The sequence below is a fragment of the Enterococcus sp. DIV0187 genome, from assembly GCF_051713785.1.
Taxonomy (GTDB): Bacteria; Bacillota; Bacilli; order Lactobacillales; family Enterococcaceae; genus Enterococcus_A; species Enterococcus_A avium.
The window spans coordinates 1,900,352-1,916,039 of record NZ_JBIOQO010000001.1 but is presented as its reverse complement, the minus strand read 5'-3'; the positions used below and the strand labels follow the sequence as shown (position 1 = coordinate 1,916,039).

General features: G+C 42.1%; 13 protein-coding genes and 1 riboswitch. Of the genes, 10 read left to right on the top strand and 3 right to left on the bottom strand.

Going from position 1 to position 15,688, the window contains the following annotated elements:
* Positions 1-86 precede the first annotated feature (86 nt).
* From IGI52_RS09345 to aroD, 5 genes are read left to right on the top strand one after another with little or no spacing between them, the layout of a single operon-like run.
* Positions 87-1,400, top strand: coding sequence for a citrate transporter (locus IGI52_RS09345; protein ID WP_438781141.1), 1,314 nt, complete (start codon positions 87-89; stop codon positions 1,398-1,400).
* 17 nt (positions 1,401-1,417) lie between these two features.
* Positions 1,418-3,541, top strand: coding sequence for a hydantoinase/oxoprolinase family protein (locus IGI52_RS09340; protein WP_438781139.1), 2,124 nt, complete (start codon positions 1,418-1,420; stop codon positions 3,539-3,541).
* Positions 3,519-4,163: a hypothetical protein gene (locus tag IGI52_RS09335; RefSeq protein WP_438781137.1), complete on the top strand. Its 645-nt coding sequence runs from the start codon at positions 3,519-3,521 to the stop codon at positions 4,161-4,163. The genes IGI52_RS09340 and IGI52_RS09335 overlap by 23 nt, the downstream gene beginning before the upstream one ends.
* A 23-nt stretch (positions 4,164-4,186) precedes the next feature.
* The gene (locus IGI52_RS09330; RefSeq protein ID WP_438781136.1) at positions 4,187-6,244 is read left to right on the top strand and encodes an FAD-dependent oxidoreductase; all 2,058 of its coding nucleotides are present in this window, start codon (positions 4,187-4,189) and stop codon (positions 6,242-6,244) included.
* Positions 6,245-6,278: 34 nt separating this feature from the next.
* A complete protein-coding gene (gene aroD / locus IGI52_RS09325) occupies positions 6,279-7,025 on the top strand; it encodes a type I 3-dehydroquinate dehydratase (protein ID WP_438781135.1) in 747 nt (248 codons plus the stop codon).
* A gap of 267 nt (positions 7,026-7,292) precedes the next feature.
* Here the strand turns inward: aroD and IGI52_RS09320 are convergent, their stop codons facing one another.
* On the bottom strand, positions 7,293-8,192 hold the full coding sequence (locus IGI52_RS09320) for an oligosaccharide biosynthesis protein Alg14 (RefSeq protein ID WP_438781133.1): 900 nt from the start codon (positions 8,190-8,192) through the stop codon (positions 7,293-7,295).
* Between the two features lie 184 nt (positions 8,193-8,376).
* A complete protein-coding gene (locus tag IGI52_RS09315) occupies positions 8,377-8,907 on the bottom strand; it encodes a folate family ECF transporter S component (RefSeq protein ID WP_016181398.1) in 531 nt (176 codons plus the stop codon).
* Positions 8,908-8,942: 35 nt separating this feature from the next.
* A riboswitch (THF riboswitch) is annotated at positions 8,943-9,039 on the bottom strand.
* A gap of 179 nt (positions 9,040-9,218) precedes the next feature.
* Between IGI52_RS09315 and IGI52_RS09310 the strand changes: the two genes are divergently transcribed.
* Positions 9,219-9,944: a hypothetical protein gene (locus IGI52_RS09310; protein WP_438781131.1), complete on the top strand. Its 726-nt coding sequence runs from the start codon at positions 9,219-9,221 to the stop codon at positions 9,942-9,944.
* Positions 9,945-9,966: 22 nt separating this feature from the next.
* Complete coding sequence (locus tag IGI52_RS09305; protein WP_438781130.1) at positions 9,967-10,704, top strand: hypothetical protein; 738 nt, start codon at positions 9,967-9,969, stop codon at positions 10,702-10,704.
* Between the two features lie 92 nt (positions 10,705-10,796).
* Here the strand turns inward: IGI52_RS09305 and IGI52_RS09300 are convergent, their stop codons facing one another.
* On the bottom strand, positions 10,797-12,704 hold the full coding sequence (locus tag IGI52_RS09300; RefSeq protein WP_438781129.1) for a M13 family metallopeptidase: 1,908 nt from the start codon (positions 12,702-12,704) through the stop codon (positions 10,797-10,799).
* A 99-nt stretch (positions 12,705-12,803) separates the two neighbouring features.
* Between IGI52_RS09300 and IGI52_RS09295 the strand changes: the two genes are divergently transcribed.
* The 3 genes from IGI52_RS09295 (at position 12,804) to IGI52_RS09285 (ending at position 15,671) form a co-directional block, all read left to right on the top strand.
* The gene (locus tag IGI52_RS09295) at positions 12,804-13,355 is read left to right on the top strand and encodes a hypothetical protein (RefSeq protein WP_127979509.1); all 552 of its coding nucleotides are present in this window, start codon (positions 12,804-12,806) and stop codon (positions 13,353-13,355) included.
* 122 nt (positions 13,356-13,477) lie between these two features.
* On the top strand, positions 13,478-14,449 hold the full coding sequence (locus IGI52_RS09290) for a ribose-phosphate diphosphokinase (RefSeq protein WP_016181403.1): 972 nt from the start codon (positions 13,478-13,480) through the stop codon (positions 14,447-14,449).
* A 70-nt stretch (positions 14,450-14,519) separates the two neighbouring features.
* Entirely contained in the window at positions 14,520-15,671 is a 1,152-nt protein-coding gene (locus IGI52_RS09285; protein WP_207486910.1) for a cysteine desulfurase family protein, read from the top strand.
* The last annotated feature ends 17 nt before the right edge of the window (positions 15,672-15,688 follow it).

The following is a 15,688-nucleotide window of genomic DNA, read 5'->3' as shown; positions in this document are numbered from 1 at the left end:
TTTGTGCCGATTCCAGTCAGTTCAAGAAGTGACTGAGTAAAGGGTCTGGTAAGTGATTCAGGCTTTTAGGAGTAAGGGGGAGAATGATGTCTTTTATAAGTGGATTGATTTTAGTGCTGTCATTTGTCGGGTTGGTTGTGTATTCGATTAAAGGACACAATTTAATGATCGGCTTTATTTTGATGGCGACGTTATGGACGATTGTTCCAATCATCAATCAACTGGCAACAGGAAGCAGTGTTTCAGTTGCTGTCGATATGCTGCAGGCGGTCTATCAACGAGCACCGGAGAGTTGGGGTGGTGTCTTAGTTAATATCTTTTTTGGGGCTTGGTTTGGCCGAGTACTTTTGGATACTGAGATTGCCTCGACGATCATCCGAAAATCCGTCGAGCTTGGAGGAGATAATTCTGCACTTATTCTTATTTTGGTAAGCTTAATCACTGGAATCATTTTTACTTCTCTGACAGGTGCCGGTCCTGTTATATCTATCGCTGTTGTGGTGCTGCCAATATTATTTTCTATTGGTATACCAAAGGGTATCGCCTTGTTTTCTTATACAGGCTCAGTTGCTGCGGGAATTTTCCTGAATCCAATCAATTTCACACAATATCGGGCTTTTTTTAACACGGGGGAGGCTGACTATACATACTCAGATTATTTTCCGTTTGGAATTACAGCATTTGCTGTCATGCTGGTGATCATAGCAATATTTTCACTGATCTATATGAAACGGGAAGCGAAGTTCTTTAACTGGGAAGCGACAGCAGCAGCTCCAACAGTTAAAAACGCGCCGAATTTAGCGTTAGTTACACCATTTTTGCCAGTGATTGGGGTGATTCTTTTAAGATTGCCGATGATCCTGTGCTTTATTCTTAGCGGCTTATTTGCTTTAGTTGTTTGCCAGGAGCTGGGCGCTGATTTTCGTTCGATCAGTCGGATGTTGACAAAGCAATATGCGGATGCGGTCAAGGATACAGCTTCGCTGGTGGGTTTCTGGTTATGTCTTGCCATGTTCAATGCGGCTGCATCCTTTGCTGGTCCTTATTTTCAAGCAATGCTTGGTGGAGTCATTCCTCAATCGACATTGTTACTGTGTCTACTGTTTATTTTCCTATCACCGTTTACTTGGTTTCGTGGACCGATGAATCTAGTTGGCAGCGGGGCAGCGATCCTTGCTGTCGTCAGTCAGCAAAACGCCGACTGGTCGGTTGAATTTCTTTATCCGCTATTTATATCGATCCTGATCGGTATGGGACATTTCGATATCACTACCTCATGGGTTTCATGGGGGCTGGGGTATGCTCAGATCGAAAGTAAAAGCTACATGAAAATGGCTTTTATTCCGGGAATCATTATTTGTATCGTATTGGAGCTGCTGACCTATTTCTGGTTCGGCTAAGAAGGTGAGGATGACAGATGGAGAAAAGAAAAATTCGAGTAGGCATCGACGTTGGTGGTACACATACCAAGGCAGTGGCAATCGATAATCAAACAAAACAAATCATCGGAAAATCTTCTGTAAAAACGACACATGCTGCGCAAGCAGGGGTTGCGGAGGGCGTCGTTGCTTCTTTTCTAAAATGTTTAGAAGAACATGATATTTCAGCAGATGAGGTTGTTTTTGTCGCACACAGTACCACACAGGCGACCAATGCACTTTTGGAAGGTGATGTGGCGAAGGTGGGAGTTATTGCGACAGCTGGAGGCAGCTTTGAAGCCTTTTTGACAAAACGTCAGACCAGCTTGAACCGTTTGGAATTGGGAACTGGGCGTGAGATTCAAATCAGCAGCCGTTTCATTCATAAAAAGAAGCTTAGTGAGGAACGGATTGTTCAGGCAATTGATGAGCTTTGTGCAGAAGGGTGTCAGGTGTTTGTCACGAGCGGCGCATTTGGTGTTGATGATTTGGCTTCAGAGCGGCAGATCAATGATGTCTTGCATGCAAAAGGGTTGAAGGCCACGATGGCTTCGGAAATCACCAAGCTTTATGGATTATCTCGCAGGACGCGGACAGCGGTCATCAATGGATCTATTTTACCGAAAATGTTGGAAACAGCTGATTCTACCGAAACAGGCGTGAAGGGGACAGGCGTTGATGTTCCTTTGATGATCATGCGAGGTGACGGCGGTGTGATGGATGTCAAGGAAATGAAGAAGCGGCCAGTATTGACCATGCTTTCTGGGCCCGCCGCGAGTGTGATGGGAGCCTTGATTTATTTGAGAGCCTCGAACGGGATTTACTTTGAAGTTGGTGGAACTTCGACCAATATCGGTGTGATCAAGGATGGTCGTCCAGTGATTGATTATTCTCAGATTAATGGACGTAGTACCTACATCAGTTCGCTGGATGTGCGAGTGTTGGGCGTTGCTGGAGGCAGTATGGTTCGTGCTGGACAGCATAAGCTGATTGACGTGGGCCCACGCAGTGCTCATATCGGAGGGATGGACTATGCCGTGTTTACTCCAGAGGAAGAAATTATTGATCCGCAGCTAGAATTCTTTGCACCGAGGACAGGAGATTCCGCTGATTATGTGGCGATTCGACTGAGAAATGGCAAGCGCGTAACATTGACAAATACCTGTGCGGCAAATGTACTTGGTTTAGTGAAAAAGGAGCATTTTTCTTACGGAAATGTAACAGCAGCTCGCAAGGCGATGGCTCCATTAGCTGAGTATTTAAACTTGAGTATTGAGGAGACTGCTACGGCTATTCTCGAAAAGGCTTTTGAGAAAATCGAACCAGTAATCATGGGACTTGCTCGTAAGTACAAACTGGAGAAGGAACAATTGTCGTTAGTGGGTGTTGGCGGCGGTGCCTCCTCTTTATTAAGCTACTGTGCGGAAAAGATGGAACTGAACTACAGCATCCCTGAAAATGCAGAGGTGATCTCATCGATTGGCGTTGCGCTCTCGATGGTACAGGACGTGGTTGAACGAATTATCCCTAATCCATCTAAACAGGAGATTCAACAAATTCGCAACGAAGCGTTGAATAAGGCCATCGAAAGTGGTGCCGTTAAGGAAACTGTTGAGGTGCATATCAATATTGATTCTCAAACACAGAAGGTCACTGCGATGGCAACCGGATCTACCGAGGTACAGACCTGTGATCTATCGAAGCAGTGTACCCTTGAGGAAGCGTGCGACATTGCTGAAAATGATTTTAGAAGAACAGAGGAAAGTGTCGAGTTATTAGCGGAAAATAGACATTTTTATATTTTTGGGAAAAAGGAAGCCACTGGAAATGCTATCCGGGTGATCGACAATAAAGGCTTTATTAAGGTGCAGCGTGGGAATGCTCAAATCATCAAGACGTCTATTCAAAATTACCTAGAAGCCTTACGCACCTTATGGGAGGATATGGCGAATTATAAATCAGACTTGATCGTTCGACCGGATTTTTATATTTGTGCCGGTGCTAGATTGATGGATTTTGCGACACAGGATTTTTCACAGCTGATGATGCTGGTGGATTTGGACATGGCGAGTAATCAGACAGACGAGGAGTTGTTGATCATTGCATGTAATCAGCAGTATTGATGCCATAAAGCTGAAAACAGATGATCGGTTTTTAGCATACCTGGAATTGCGTAAGGATACCTTTTTTCATAAAATCCCTACAGAAAAGATCCGCTACTATATTGATGGTGCGCTTGCATATGGTAAGCAGCTGGCTGTGACAGTTGATTTTGTAGATTCAAGCGAACTGTGCGACCGTTTAGGTGTCATGGTAATAAAGGAAATAACTGGCAAGACAGAGACAGTTCGCGGGACCTTGGAGCTTGCTAAAAACAAGAAGACCATTCGAATGTATCAGCAGCCATTGAGGCAGATAGCTCGTGACCATAACATAATGTTGGCGCAGCTAGAGGAAGCAGTTTTGCTGCATGAGTTGTTTCATCTGTTAGAAGAACAGACTCGATCTACGACAGAGCAATTGGAACGAGTCGAAACGATGCAGTTTTTAGGCTTTAAAAGAACGGCAGCAGTGCGACAGACACGAGAAATAGCGGCTCATGCCTTTGTTAAGGAACGAATGCAGCTTCCCTTTCTGCCGAATTATTGGGATTATTCGTGGGACGTGGAGGATACACGTGAGAGCTTGTTAGCGATAGAAGAATTTCGCTCTGTTATGGAGAAGTCAGTTGCAGGTTTGGAATAGAAAGAGAGTGAAGGAGAGATCGTATGAACGAGAAATATAAAAAAATTTTTGAGCCGCTGACAATCAAGCGGATGACAGTGAAAAACAGAGTCGTGATGCCGCCGATGGGCACAAATTTTGCGAATATGGATGGGACCTTCTGTATTCCTCATTTAGCGTATTATGAACAACGAGCTAAGGGTGGCGTCGGACTGATTATCCTAGAAAATGCCTGCATCGATTATCCGATGGGCACGAATGGCGCCCGGCAGCTGCGGATGGACAACGACCAGTATATTTCTGGCTTGTGGAACTTTAATGAACGGATGCATGCTTATGGCGCGGCGACTTCTGTACAGCTTAATCATGCTGGTGCTTCTGCTTATGGACTGCGATTGGAAGGAAATCAGCCAGTTTCGGCTTCGGATGTTCCCAGTAAAAAGGGCAATCCAGTGCCGCGTCCACTGACTACAGAAGAAATTTATGCCATTATCGACAAGTATGCTGAAGCGGCAGATCGTGCACAGCGTTCAGGCTTTGACTGTGTTGAAATCCATGCAGGGCATTCCTATCTGCTCAGTCAATTCCTATCGCCGATTTACAATAAGCGTACGGATGAGTTTGGCGGTTCTCCTGAAAATCGTGCCCGGCTGACTTGTTTGGTTCTGGATGCGGTGCGTAAACGTGTCGGACCGCAATTTCCGATTGCTTTGCGTTTCAGTGCGGATGAACTGCTACCGGGAGGCAATTCTGTTCAGGATACCTTGGAAATTTTGGATTATTTTGTGGATAAAGTTGATATCTTGAATGTGTCAGCGGCTTTGAATGACAGCCTGCAATACCAAATTGATAAGATGAATCTGGCAGACGGTTGGCGGAGCTTTATGGCGAAGGAAGTCAAAGAGCGTTATCCAGAGAAGGTGGTCATGACTTCAGGAAATATTCGTGACCCGAAACAAGCAACAGCAATTCTTGAAAATGGGGAAGCTGATCTATTGGCGATGGGCCGTGGATTGATTGCAGAACCAAATTGGGTCAATAAGGTGGCTTCAGGTAAGGAAGGATTACTAAGAAAGTGTATATCCTGTAATATCGGCTGTGCCGACCATCGTATCGCCAAAGCACGACCTATTCGCTGTACGGTAAATCCAGATTTACATTATGAGGATCAATACAAGCTGCGGCCAGTAAAAAATCCAACTAAAATGGTAGTGATTGGCGGCGGAACAGCAGGATTGGAAGCTGCTGCAACGGCAGCCGAAGTTGGTGTTACGGTTGAGCTGTTTGAAGCAAAGGATTACTTAGGCGGACTGGGGCAGGAGATTTCTCGCTTACCGGATAAAAAAAGAATCAATGATTTTATCAGCTATCAAATCAATCGTTGTCAAGAATTGCCGAATCTGAAAATTCACAAGAATCGACCATTCAATCCAGCGGCTCTGGAATCTATTAAGCCGGATATTATTGTTAACGCCACTGGAGCAAAACCATTGCTACCTCCAATCAATGGCTTACATGAAGAGCTGGCAAAAGCGGATCGCAAAGTGTTTTCAATTTTTGATCTCCTGAATGGAATGGATAATTTTCAAGAATTCAAGGGTAAGGAAATTGTCGTGATTGGTGGCGGGGCAGTTGGACTGGATGTTGTGGAATATTATGCAGAACGCGGTGCCGCGAAGGTCAGTATCGTTGAAATGCAACGGGAATTAGGAAAAGATCTGGATCTGATCACGAAGCTGGCAATGATGGAAATTGTTGAAAAGTATAAGGTAAATGTTTATACTTCTACAAAACTAACACAGGTTAACAAGTCTGACTTTCTGGTTGAAGATGAGAACGGTTGTATGATAAATTTGAATTTTGATTTAGGCTTTATCTGTCTTGGAATGCGTGCTGATGCACCGTTGCTGCCAGAATTACAGGCGTATGCACTAGCAGAGGATATTCCATTAGTAAACATAGGAGATAGTAAGGTCGCACGAAGAATCATCGAAGGAACTCGAGAAGCCAGAGATATCTTAAAGACGATTGAACTTCTGGAGGATAAGAGAACAAAACAAACGTTGTTGCAACAGCAGACCGTAACGGCTGTTTATCAGTAGGATAGAATGAATGTTGAGATTAGGAGAGATGTGAATGAAAACTGTAACGATTGATACGGTCACATTAGGTGAAGGAAAACCGAAAATCATTGTACCTCTAGTAGGTAGAACAAAAGAAGAAATCATTCAGGAAGCAGAATTTGTTGCGACGGTCGATTGCGATATCGTTGAGTGGCGGATTGATTTCTATGAGGACATCTTGGATTTTTCCGCTGCGGCTCAATTTTCAAAGCAGGTTAAGAAAATTTTGAATAAGCCGTTATTAGTAACATTTAGAACAAAGCAAGAGGGCGGTGAGCTGGCTCTTTCGGATGAGAAGTATTTTGAGATGTATCGTGTATTATTAAATGAAGGCAGCTTTGACCTATTGGATGTGGAATTATTCATGCCAGCGGTAGGTGTAGGCCAAACAATTGAACTAGCTCATGAAAAAAATAAAAAAATCATTATGTGCAACCATGACTTCGATAAGACACCAGCAAAAGAAGTAATAATTGAGCGTCTATGCAAAATGCAGGAGCTGGGTGCAGATATCTGTAAGATCGCAGTGATGCCGCAAACAACTGCCGATGTGATCACCCTGCTGGATGCGACACAGGAAATGTATCATAAACATGCTGACCGTCCGCTAATTACCATGTCTATGGGCAGCTTAGGTGTTGTCAGTCGCGTATCTGGCGCAACGTTTGGCTCAGCAGCAACGTTTGGTGCAGCAAAAAAAGCTTCTGCTCCGGGACAGGTATCTGTTGATGAGCTGCGTTCGATCTTGGAAGTATTGTAAAAGTAATCGATGATATAAATTGTGAATGAACAATAGGAAGAGAGTTTGGTCCCTTATTTAGAGGGGGCCAGGCTCTTTTTTTCTAGATGAATAGAAAGAAACTTAGAAAGTGAGGATGACTTTTAAACAGGATTCTGGGGAGTAAGGAAAGTTTAGTAGGATTTAATGTTTTCGCTGTTAACTATCAAAAACACTATAGAAAATTACACAAGCAAACGCCCCGTCAATTAATTAAGTGACAGGGCGTTTGACTTGGGAAACTGAGAATTACAAGGCACTGGCATGTCTCATCAGCTCGGGATAATACTCGAACTCTTCAAATAGCTTCGGATCGTAATCTACAAAGCGTTTGACCCAATTTTTTGCTTCAAAGAAATCAAGTAGTACTTGATCGGCAGGCTGGTAGGGAATATTCAAGAAAGCGGTCAATTGGCTAAGATCTGTTTCCAGCATAAAGACATTTCTCGGATCGTAAAGTCGGTAAAAAGGCAACATCTCATTGGCGGTAATTAGCTTCTTTTGTAGGAAAAGTGATTCAAAGGTTCGAAGAGTGACCCCATATTGTCCAGCACGTAGGATTTCCAGAATACCGTTACTACGCTTGACCAATTTTAGATACTCACTATAGGGTAGGTAACCGGCTTGTTCATTACCGCGATTAGGCAGAATATGATAGAAGGTAGAAAGGCCTAGTGATTCGAAGCGATTCTTAAGCTCCATTGCTTGCTGCTTTCGGCCATTATCATTGGCACCAAAAAAGATATCATAATCCGTTTCATTAAGCGGCTCGCCAACAGACTGAGTGTAAAAGGAACTATTATGCTTCAAGCCTAGATCTCGTGCCTCTAATGGATCGAAATGATAAATTTCATTGATCGCAGGTTCTTTTTGTGAGGCATTCAATTTGCGATAATGCTCCAATTTGAAGTGATTCCAGAAAAATAGAACAATCTTAGCTTTTGTGAAAGGACGAATCTTGGCGGCCATTTTTGGTTCAAAACCGTAATCTAAAAATATAATTAGTTGAAAGTCTTTCAAGTATTGGCGTAAATATTCGTTATTTGCTGCAAGTAACTCTTTCCCCGAGCAAACACTCATCTCAGAGATGGCGGGGAAAAAGTACAGTGAGCGGTCTTTAGGGACAATTAAAACGTCAGATTTTTTCATTTTTCTCCCAGCTTTCTTATTAAATTTTTCTCATCATAGCGCTTTATATAACGTTTTACGATTTTTATGCTTGGGAAATATAACACAAAAATAGAGACTGTCTATGGGATAAGACAGTCTCTAAAGGATTATATGCTGTGAATTGTATAACTACTTTCACATAAACGTAATCATTTGTAAAGAATTAGTGTGCACGATTGAATCGAGCAATCCATTGTTTATAGGGTAATACGCCACCTAAGAAATAGGTAATAACCGCTTGAATAGGAATCCAAATTGCTGTTTTGATTAAGCGTGGTGCCCAGATTAACCAGCTATTCAATGGGACATGATACATCATGGCTAACCATAAAGGTGTTAATATCAGGTTAATCACGATCGTTGTTACCAGCACTGACTGAATCGAGTTTTTCCAAGTAATCTCTTTCTTGTAGAAAAAGTATCCATAGATGGCTCCTTCAAGAAAGGCGTTGATGGTAAAACCGATGAAAAAGGGTGCTTTTGCAAATAGCGACATTCCTACAAAATCAGCGATTACAGAACCAATGCCTGTCCAAAATGGACCAAAGAGCATTCCCATAATAATCTCTGGGATGAAGGTAAAGCTGACCTTAAGAAATTGCGTCTCGATTCCTAATATTCGAGACAGGGTGACCATCATGGCAATCAGTAGTGCCATAGTTGTGATGCTTCTAGCATCAAGGTGTTTTTTCATTTCTAGCATCTCCTTATAGAGCTGCTACATCTGCATGCAGCGAATGCGAAAATAAAACCGCAGACAAAGTCTTTCGTCCAGAGGACAACATCCCATCCCTCCAGCACTTAACGCTTTATTTTCTACTCTGATTTATTTGGGGAAGTCCCCGCAAAAATACTAGCACAGATTTGAGAAGGAAACAATCTTTTCATTTCATCGGGAAAAGAATTCTAGATCTTTTTTTTTATAAATAATCTTGGGTAAAATTCTGCTTCATTTAGAGGTATCATTATAGAGTAAAAAATTCTAAGCGAAAGTGAGAGAAGAGAATGGCAGTGAAAGCTTTAAATGAACGTCAGTTGTTTAGAATGAAGCGTGTGAATCTTGAAAAAAGAATCCAGCAATACTATTCTAAGACACAAGATTCAGAATCAGTGATCGAATATGGTATGGCGATTTTAGTTTTTAATGCGATTACGATGACCAATTATTCCTTTGTCTGCAAAGATTTAATCCAGGAAATTTTCTTAACAAAAGAACCAACAGATAAAATGCGTGAGTTTTGTCTATATTTTTATGATTTCTTTGATTATAATGAGTGGGAAAATGTGCGGGATCGATTGTTCAAAAGTCGCGCCGAATTCTCCGAGAGGACACGAAGGATTAGACCTGAAACGAAGTATGTTCGAGCAGCATCTGCCCCTACAAATAAAAAACGGGATTGGCTTTATGAGAACTACTGGGTTGACGATGAAAAAAATCGTCCTGAGAAGGAGCGATATGGTTATGAGTACCATACGGTTTTCAGAGACGAACATGGTAAAAAACACAAGCTAAAATTTCAAAATGCAGATATCAGTATACCGAGAAAGAAACTCTTGGTGCTGTTAGAAATATTGACAAAGCTGACAATCTTTGAAGAAAATGGTATTCGCAAGTTTGCTGAAGTGGTATTTCCTGAATGCCGCGGTACAAGAAAGACTACTTACTATGTGGATGAAGCTGACGATGCGGCTTTTCTTCAACGTATGCGTCATGAGATCGAAAAATTGTAGTATTTTGTAAACAGAAAGGGGAATGAACGTGCAGCCGTTACAGGAACGACAATTGTTTCAAATGAAAAGAGAATCTTTAGAAACGAGAATTTGTCAGTACTACGAAGAAACGCAAAATGCAGATGTGGTGATTGAGTATGGAATGGCGCTTCTGGTGCGCAATGCGATGATGATGGAGGATTATTCCCTCATGTGTAAGGATTTGATTCGCCAGATTTTTTTAACCTGCGGGCCAAGTGAAAGAATGCGTGAGTTTTGTCTATATTTTTACGATTACTTTGAATACGAGGAATGGGAGATTGTACGAAGTCGTTTATTTAAGAGTCGAGCGGAATTTTCAGAGATGACGCGTTTGGTTCGGCCGGATATGAAGTATTTTCGTGTTGCCTCAACTCCTACATTTGATAAATTTGACGAAGTATTGGCCTATGCGATAAAAAGTTGGTCTGAAAAATCCCGTGAGAAGGCATTTGAGGAAAAGGAGGATTTTTATTTTTCCTTCAAAGCAGTTTTTGAAGATGACAATGGCAAGAAGCACAAGCTGACCTTTAGTAAAAATGCGGACATCTGTAAGTCGTGCGAGGAACTTTTTACATTGATGGAAATTTTAACGAGATTAACGATTTTTCAAAAGAACGGGGTTCGCCGCTTTCGAGACATCGTTGAGACTGAATGTGAATCGATCGTTAGCCAAGAGATTATCAATCATTCGAAGAGAAAGAAGAGGGGACAGGAATTAAGAAAAAGCTTGATTAAATAGTATGTACAAAGAAAATAAAGGCAGCAGGAAGCTGTGACAAAAGTTTTGTCGTAGCTTCCTGCTGCCTTTTCGTTTGTTGCAAAAAAATTGTTTTACCAAATACTAACTCGTTTTTCAGGAGCCAAGTACATCGCATCGTTAGGCTGGATGTCGAAGGTTTGATAGAAGTCCGCCAGATTTTTCACTTGGACATTGGCCCGTAATTTGTTTGGCGCATGGACATCAATTGATAGGAGTAATTGGGTATATTCCTGCCGAGCCTTCATCCGCCAAATCGTTGCCCAGTTGATGAAGAAGCCTTCAAGATCCACATTATTGTCTTTCTTTGCGGCTTCTAAAGCACAGCTTAGACCACCTGCATCAGCGATGTTTTCTGAGACTGTCAGCTTACCGTTGACCTTTCCGCCAGCGATTTCTAGACCGTCGAACTCAGCAATCATTTGATCCGCTAACGCTTGGAAATGTTTTTGATCTTCTTCGGTCCACCAATTGTTTAGATTTCCATACTCATCAAAGAGTGAACCATTGTTATCAAAGGCATGAGAGATTTCATGAGCGATCACAGCTCCGATACCGCCAAAGTTCTCACTGCTGGATTGTTTCAAGCTGTAAAATGGCGCCTGCAAAATCGCAGCTGGGAAGACGATGATATTGCGGAATGGATGATAATAAGCATTGACCGTATCTGCGCTCATTTCCCATTCATCACGTTCGACTGGCTGGTTCCATTTTTTGAAATCCTCTTTACGTTTCAAATGACTGAAATGCAAGGCATTACTTAACAGTGTTCCGCCTTCTTCTGCTGTCGTTACTTTGAATTGGTTATAAATTGCTGGAATTTTTTCTGGATAACCTACATGAATCCCTAGAGTATTCAATTTGATGATAGCCTTCTCACGAGTTGCTTCACTGAGCCAGGTGTTGCTGCTCAAGCGATCTTGATAAATGCCTACCATGCGTTGGACCATTTGTTCAACATCTCTCTTGGCTTGTTCACCGAAGTATTTCTTTCCATAATAATCGCCAATAATTTGATCAAAACGACCTGATGCTAGATAGAAGGCGGCTTTTTCCTGTGGACGAGCTTCGGGCGCACCAGAAAGCGCACGACTGTATATGCCACCGACTTGACGAAATTCTTCGCTGAGATAGGCGGTTAATGCATTAAGAGTCATGACCAGCATCCAGCTTTTCATTTGCTGGAAGGTTTTTGGATTGACTAACTCATCAAGTTTTTCGAAAAATGCCGGCTCGGTCACAATAATCTTTTCTGGAACTTCGCCGATTAAGCCGATTAATAAGTTTTTCAAATCAAGGTGTTGGCTATGCTGGATAAATTTTTCGCCGCTTTCAGGGTTATACATTTTGCTGTAGTCGGCATTTTCTTCAGCACTTTTTACGTGAGGCGCCAATAATTTATCGTATTGAAGAGCTTCGTCCGTGATTTTTTCGGCTGCAGCAGCATTATAACCAGCCAAGTCGAATAACTTCAGCGTCATTTCCTTAAAGATTGCCAAAAGCTGCGGCGCTTGCGGATGATCTGCTTCGTAATAGGTTTTATCTGGTAGGATCAAGCTAGGCGCACCAGCAAATAAAGCATTGATCTTTGTATTCTTCATATCAGCGTCTACATCTACGCCAAAGGGTAAAGGCAGTCCATCAAGAACCCAGTTAGTTAATTGCTCTGCTAAGTCATTCAAATCTTTTAACGCTTCTACTTGTCGAAGTAGGGGAAGCATAGGTACCGCACCGTCCTGATCGCGTTTTTGATAATCATTGGCTAGATTGAAATAAGCGATGTATTCCTTCATTAAATCATTTGGAATCAAGGAAGGATTCTCGCTCATTTTCTTTGTATCAGTGATTAATAGATCATCGATGCCATCCACAAGATCCTGAAAACCGCCCGTTGCCGGTTTGTCTGCGGGGATTGTCGCTTTTTTAATCCATTCACCATTGACTGCTTCATATAAATCTTCTTTGATTTTTGTTTTGTCCAAAATAGTGTCCTCCATCTTTTTTCTAGTTCTTTCCGTTATAATCCATTATGATATATCTTGAGAAGATACACAAAAGAAAATGATTTGGCGGTGAAAAAAATGAATTATCCAATCAATCAGTGGATCGAGTTAGAGAGCTTTGAGATTTATCGTGACTGGAAGACACCGCAAGGATTTTTGTGCGGCACCTATGCCAGTAGTGTATTGCTGGCTTATTGGCAGGATCAGCTGGATGCAGACTGCTTGCCAAATGGAATACGAGAAAAGAACAGTCCTCAGAACGAAGAACTCGTTCATGCGCTACAACCTTTATTACAACCGATTGATTTTCCCACAGTTCCGCTACAGATTTCACTTGGCTTGAATCGTTTCTTTCGACGTTATCGGATTCCTTATCGAGCAAGAGGCACCGTCGCGGGTTCTTGGCAGCGGGTGACTAAACGAATCTTAGCTGGAGAGCCGGTCATGATCGGTCTTTTGCAGCTGCTGGGCAGCAGTTATAAAAATCATTGGGTCGTCGTTCATGGCTTTATGGAGAATTCAGCTGGACAAAGATTTTACAAGATTCATGATAATTGGGGAAAGAGTGAGGCTGTGATTCCGGCGGAGTGGGGAAATGGCACGATTTCATTGGTCTCTCAGATAAAATAGTAATGACGTTCTGCTCAAAATCCGAACAATCAGTTGTTCCCCTCGTATTGAAAAAGTAAAATCTACAGCAAATAACTCAAAATATGTTAAACTGGTGGTACAAAAATACTTGGAGGGACACCATGTCAGAAGAAAGTAAGGATAAGTTTAAAATTTTTAGTCTTAATGGGAACAGACCGTTGGCTGAAAAAATCGCCGATGTCTGTGGCGTACCGTTAGGAAAAAGTACGGTCAAACAGTTCAGTGATGGAGAAATCTCGATTAATTTAGAGGAGACCGTTCGGGGATATGACGTTTATTTAGTCCAATCCACCAATGAGCCAGTAAATGATTATTATTTAGAATTATTAATCATGATCGATGCTTTGAAGCGAGCGAGTGCAAAAACGATCAATGTTGTATTGCCGTATTATGGCTATGCTAGACAAGATCGTACAGCTAAACCTCACGAGCCGATCACAGCAAAATTGATTGCGAATTTACTTTCAGACGCAGGTGCAACAAGAGTATTGACCCTTGATTTACACACTGTGCAAGTCCAAGGCTTCTTTGATATTCCAGTTGACAATTTATTTACGATGCCATTGTTTGCGCATTATTATCGTCGCCGTGGAATGGTGGGAGATGACTATGTTGTAGTTTCTCCCAAAAACAGCGGTGTTCAACGCGCCCGTAGTTTGGCAGAATATTTAGATACAGCAATCGCGATCGTGGATGTCGCTGAAGAAGGCAATCCAGATTCTGGGTATGTGATCGGAGATGTAGAAGGTCGCTGTTGTATCATGGTAGACGACATTTTGAATACTGGAGAAGTTTTCTCCAATGCTTCGAAAACGTTAAGGAAGGCAGGCGCGAAGGAAGTAGTCGCTTGTGCTTCTCATGGTTTGTTATCACCTCCAGCAAAAGAAAATTTAGATGCTGCTGACATCAAAGACATTTGTATTACAGATTCTGTTCTAACTGGGCCTGAGCGCCATCCTAAAAAATTGTCGATTATCAGTTGTTCAGATTTGATGGGTGAAGCAGTAAAACGAATTCATGAAAATGAATCTGTCAGCCCATTATTTACGATGGAACAAAAAGATTTTAAGTAAAAGGGCAGCATTGCCCTTTTCTTTTTTTTCGATTAAAATAAACTTCGCAGAGGGAAAGGTTCGAAAGTTTGTGGAAAATATATATTTAGATCATGCGGCAACGAGCCCCATGCATCCAGAAGTAGTCGCAACAATGACGGAAATCCTTACAGAAACATTCGGTAATCCATCAAGTGTTCATTTATTTGGTCGGCAAGCTGCTGGGAAATTGGAAATGGCGAGGGAAGTCATCGGTAAAAGTCTCGGCGTAAAATATCATGAAATCATCTTTAATAGTGGCGGGACAGAAGGTGATAATACCGCGATTTTGGAAACAGCCTTTTCTCGCCAGCAGGAAGGCCGTCACTTGATTACGACGCAGATTGAACATCCAGCGGTGATCAATACAATGAAATATTTAGAAACACAAGGTTTTGAAGTAACGTATTTGCCGGTAGATCGCAAAGGAAATATTTCTTTAGAGGACTTAGATGCCAGCTTGCGTCCAGATACAATCTTAGTTTCAATTATGTACGGCAATAATGAAATCGGTAATTTAATGCCTATCAAAGAGATTGGAGAACGCTTGAAGGATCATCCGGCATATTTCCACACCGATGCGGTTCAAGCTTATGGAAATCAGTCTATTCGTCCTCATGAGCTAGGCATTGATTTTCTAAGCATTTCAGCTCACAAGATCAATGGACCAAAAGGTGTCGGCTTTTTGTTCAAAAGCGATAAAGCCCAATTAGCGCCATTGCTTCATGGCGGCGAGCAAGAAGAAAAACGCCGCGCGGGAACGGAGAATTTAGCTGGCATTTGCGGAATGGCAAAGGCTGTTGAATTGTTAACAGAAGAAGAACGGGAAAAACGACGTGAGTTGTATGAACAGTTTACCCAGAAAGTGTTAACGACATTGGATCAAGCAGACATTGATTATCAGGTGAATGGCGATTTGAATAATAAATTGCCGCATGTTTTGAATTTGCGCTTTACTGGAATCAATAATGATTTGTTGCTGATGAAGTTAGACCTGCAAGGTATCGCAGTTTCCACTGGATCTGCTTGTACAGCAGGAACGATTGATCCATCCCACGTTTTAGAAGCAATGTACGGAAAAAAAGCTCCAGAAATAAAAGAATCCGTACGGGTAAGCTTTGGCTATGGCAATACGATGGAGCAAGTCGAGTATTTCGCAGAACAGCTAGTGACCAGTTTGCAGGAACTGACTAAGAAGAGATAATCTGGATTGAAATGCTT

Coding starts and splice junctions, on each gene's coding strand:
- IGI52_RS09290 (WP_016181403.1), top strand. CDS start 13,478: ATGTCAGAAGAAAGTAAGGATAAGTTTAAAATTTTTAGTCTTAATGGG.
- IGI52_RS09340 (WP_438781139.1), top strand. CDS start 1,418: ATGGAGAAAAGAAAAATTCGAGTAGGCATCGACGTTGGTGGTACACAT.
- IGI52_RS09345 (WP_438781141.1), top strand. CDS start 87: ATGTCTTTTATAAGTGGATTGATTTTAGTGCTGTCATTTGTCGGGTTG.
- IGI52_RS09320 (WP_438781133.1), bottom strand. CDS start 8,192: ATGAAAAAATCTGACGTTTTAATTGTCCCTAAAGACCGCTCACTGTAC.
- IGI52_RS09330 (WP_438781136.1), top strand. CDS start 4,187: ATGAACGAGAAATATAAAAAAATTTTTGAGCCGCTGACAATCAAGCGG.
- IGI52_RS09310 (WP_438781131.1), top strand. CDS start 9,219: ATGGCAGTGAAAGCTTTAAATGAACGTCAGTTGTTTAGAATGAAGCGT.
- IGI52_RS09295 (WP_127979509.1), top strand. CDS start 12,804: ATGAATTATCCAATCAATCAGTGGATCGAGTTAGAGAGCTTTGAGATT.
- IGI52_RS09305 (WP_438781130.1), top strand. CDS start 9,967: ATGAACGTGCAGCCGTTACAGGAACGACAATTGTTTCAAATGAAAAGA.
- aroD (WP_438781135.1), top strand. CDS start 6,279: ATGAAAACTGTAACGATTGATACGGTCACATTAGGTGAAGGAAAACCG.
- IGI52_RS09315 (WP_016181398.1), bottom strand. CDS start 8,907: ATGAAAAAACACCTTGATGCTAGAAGCATCACAACTATGGCACTACTG.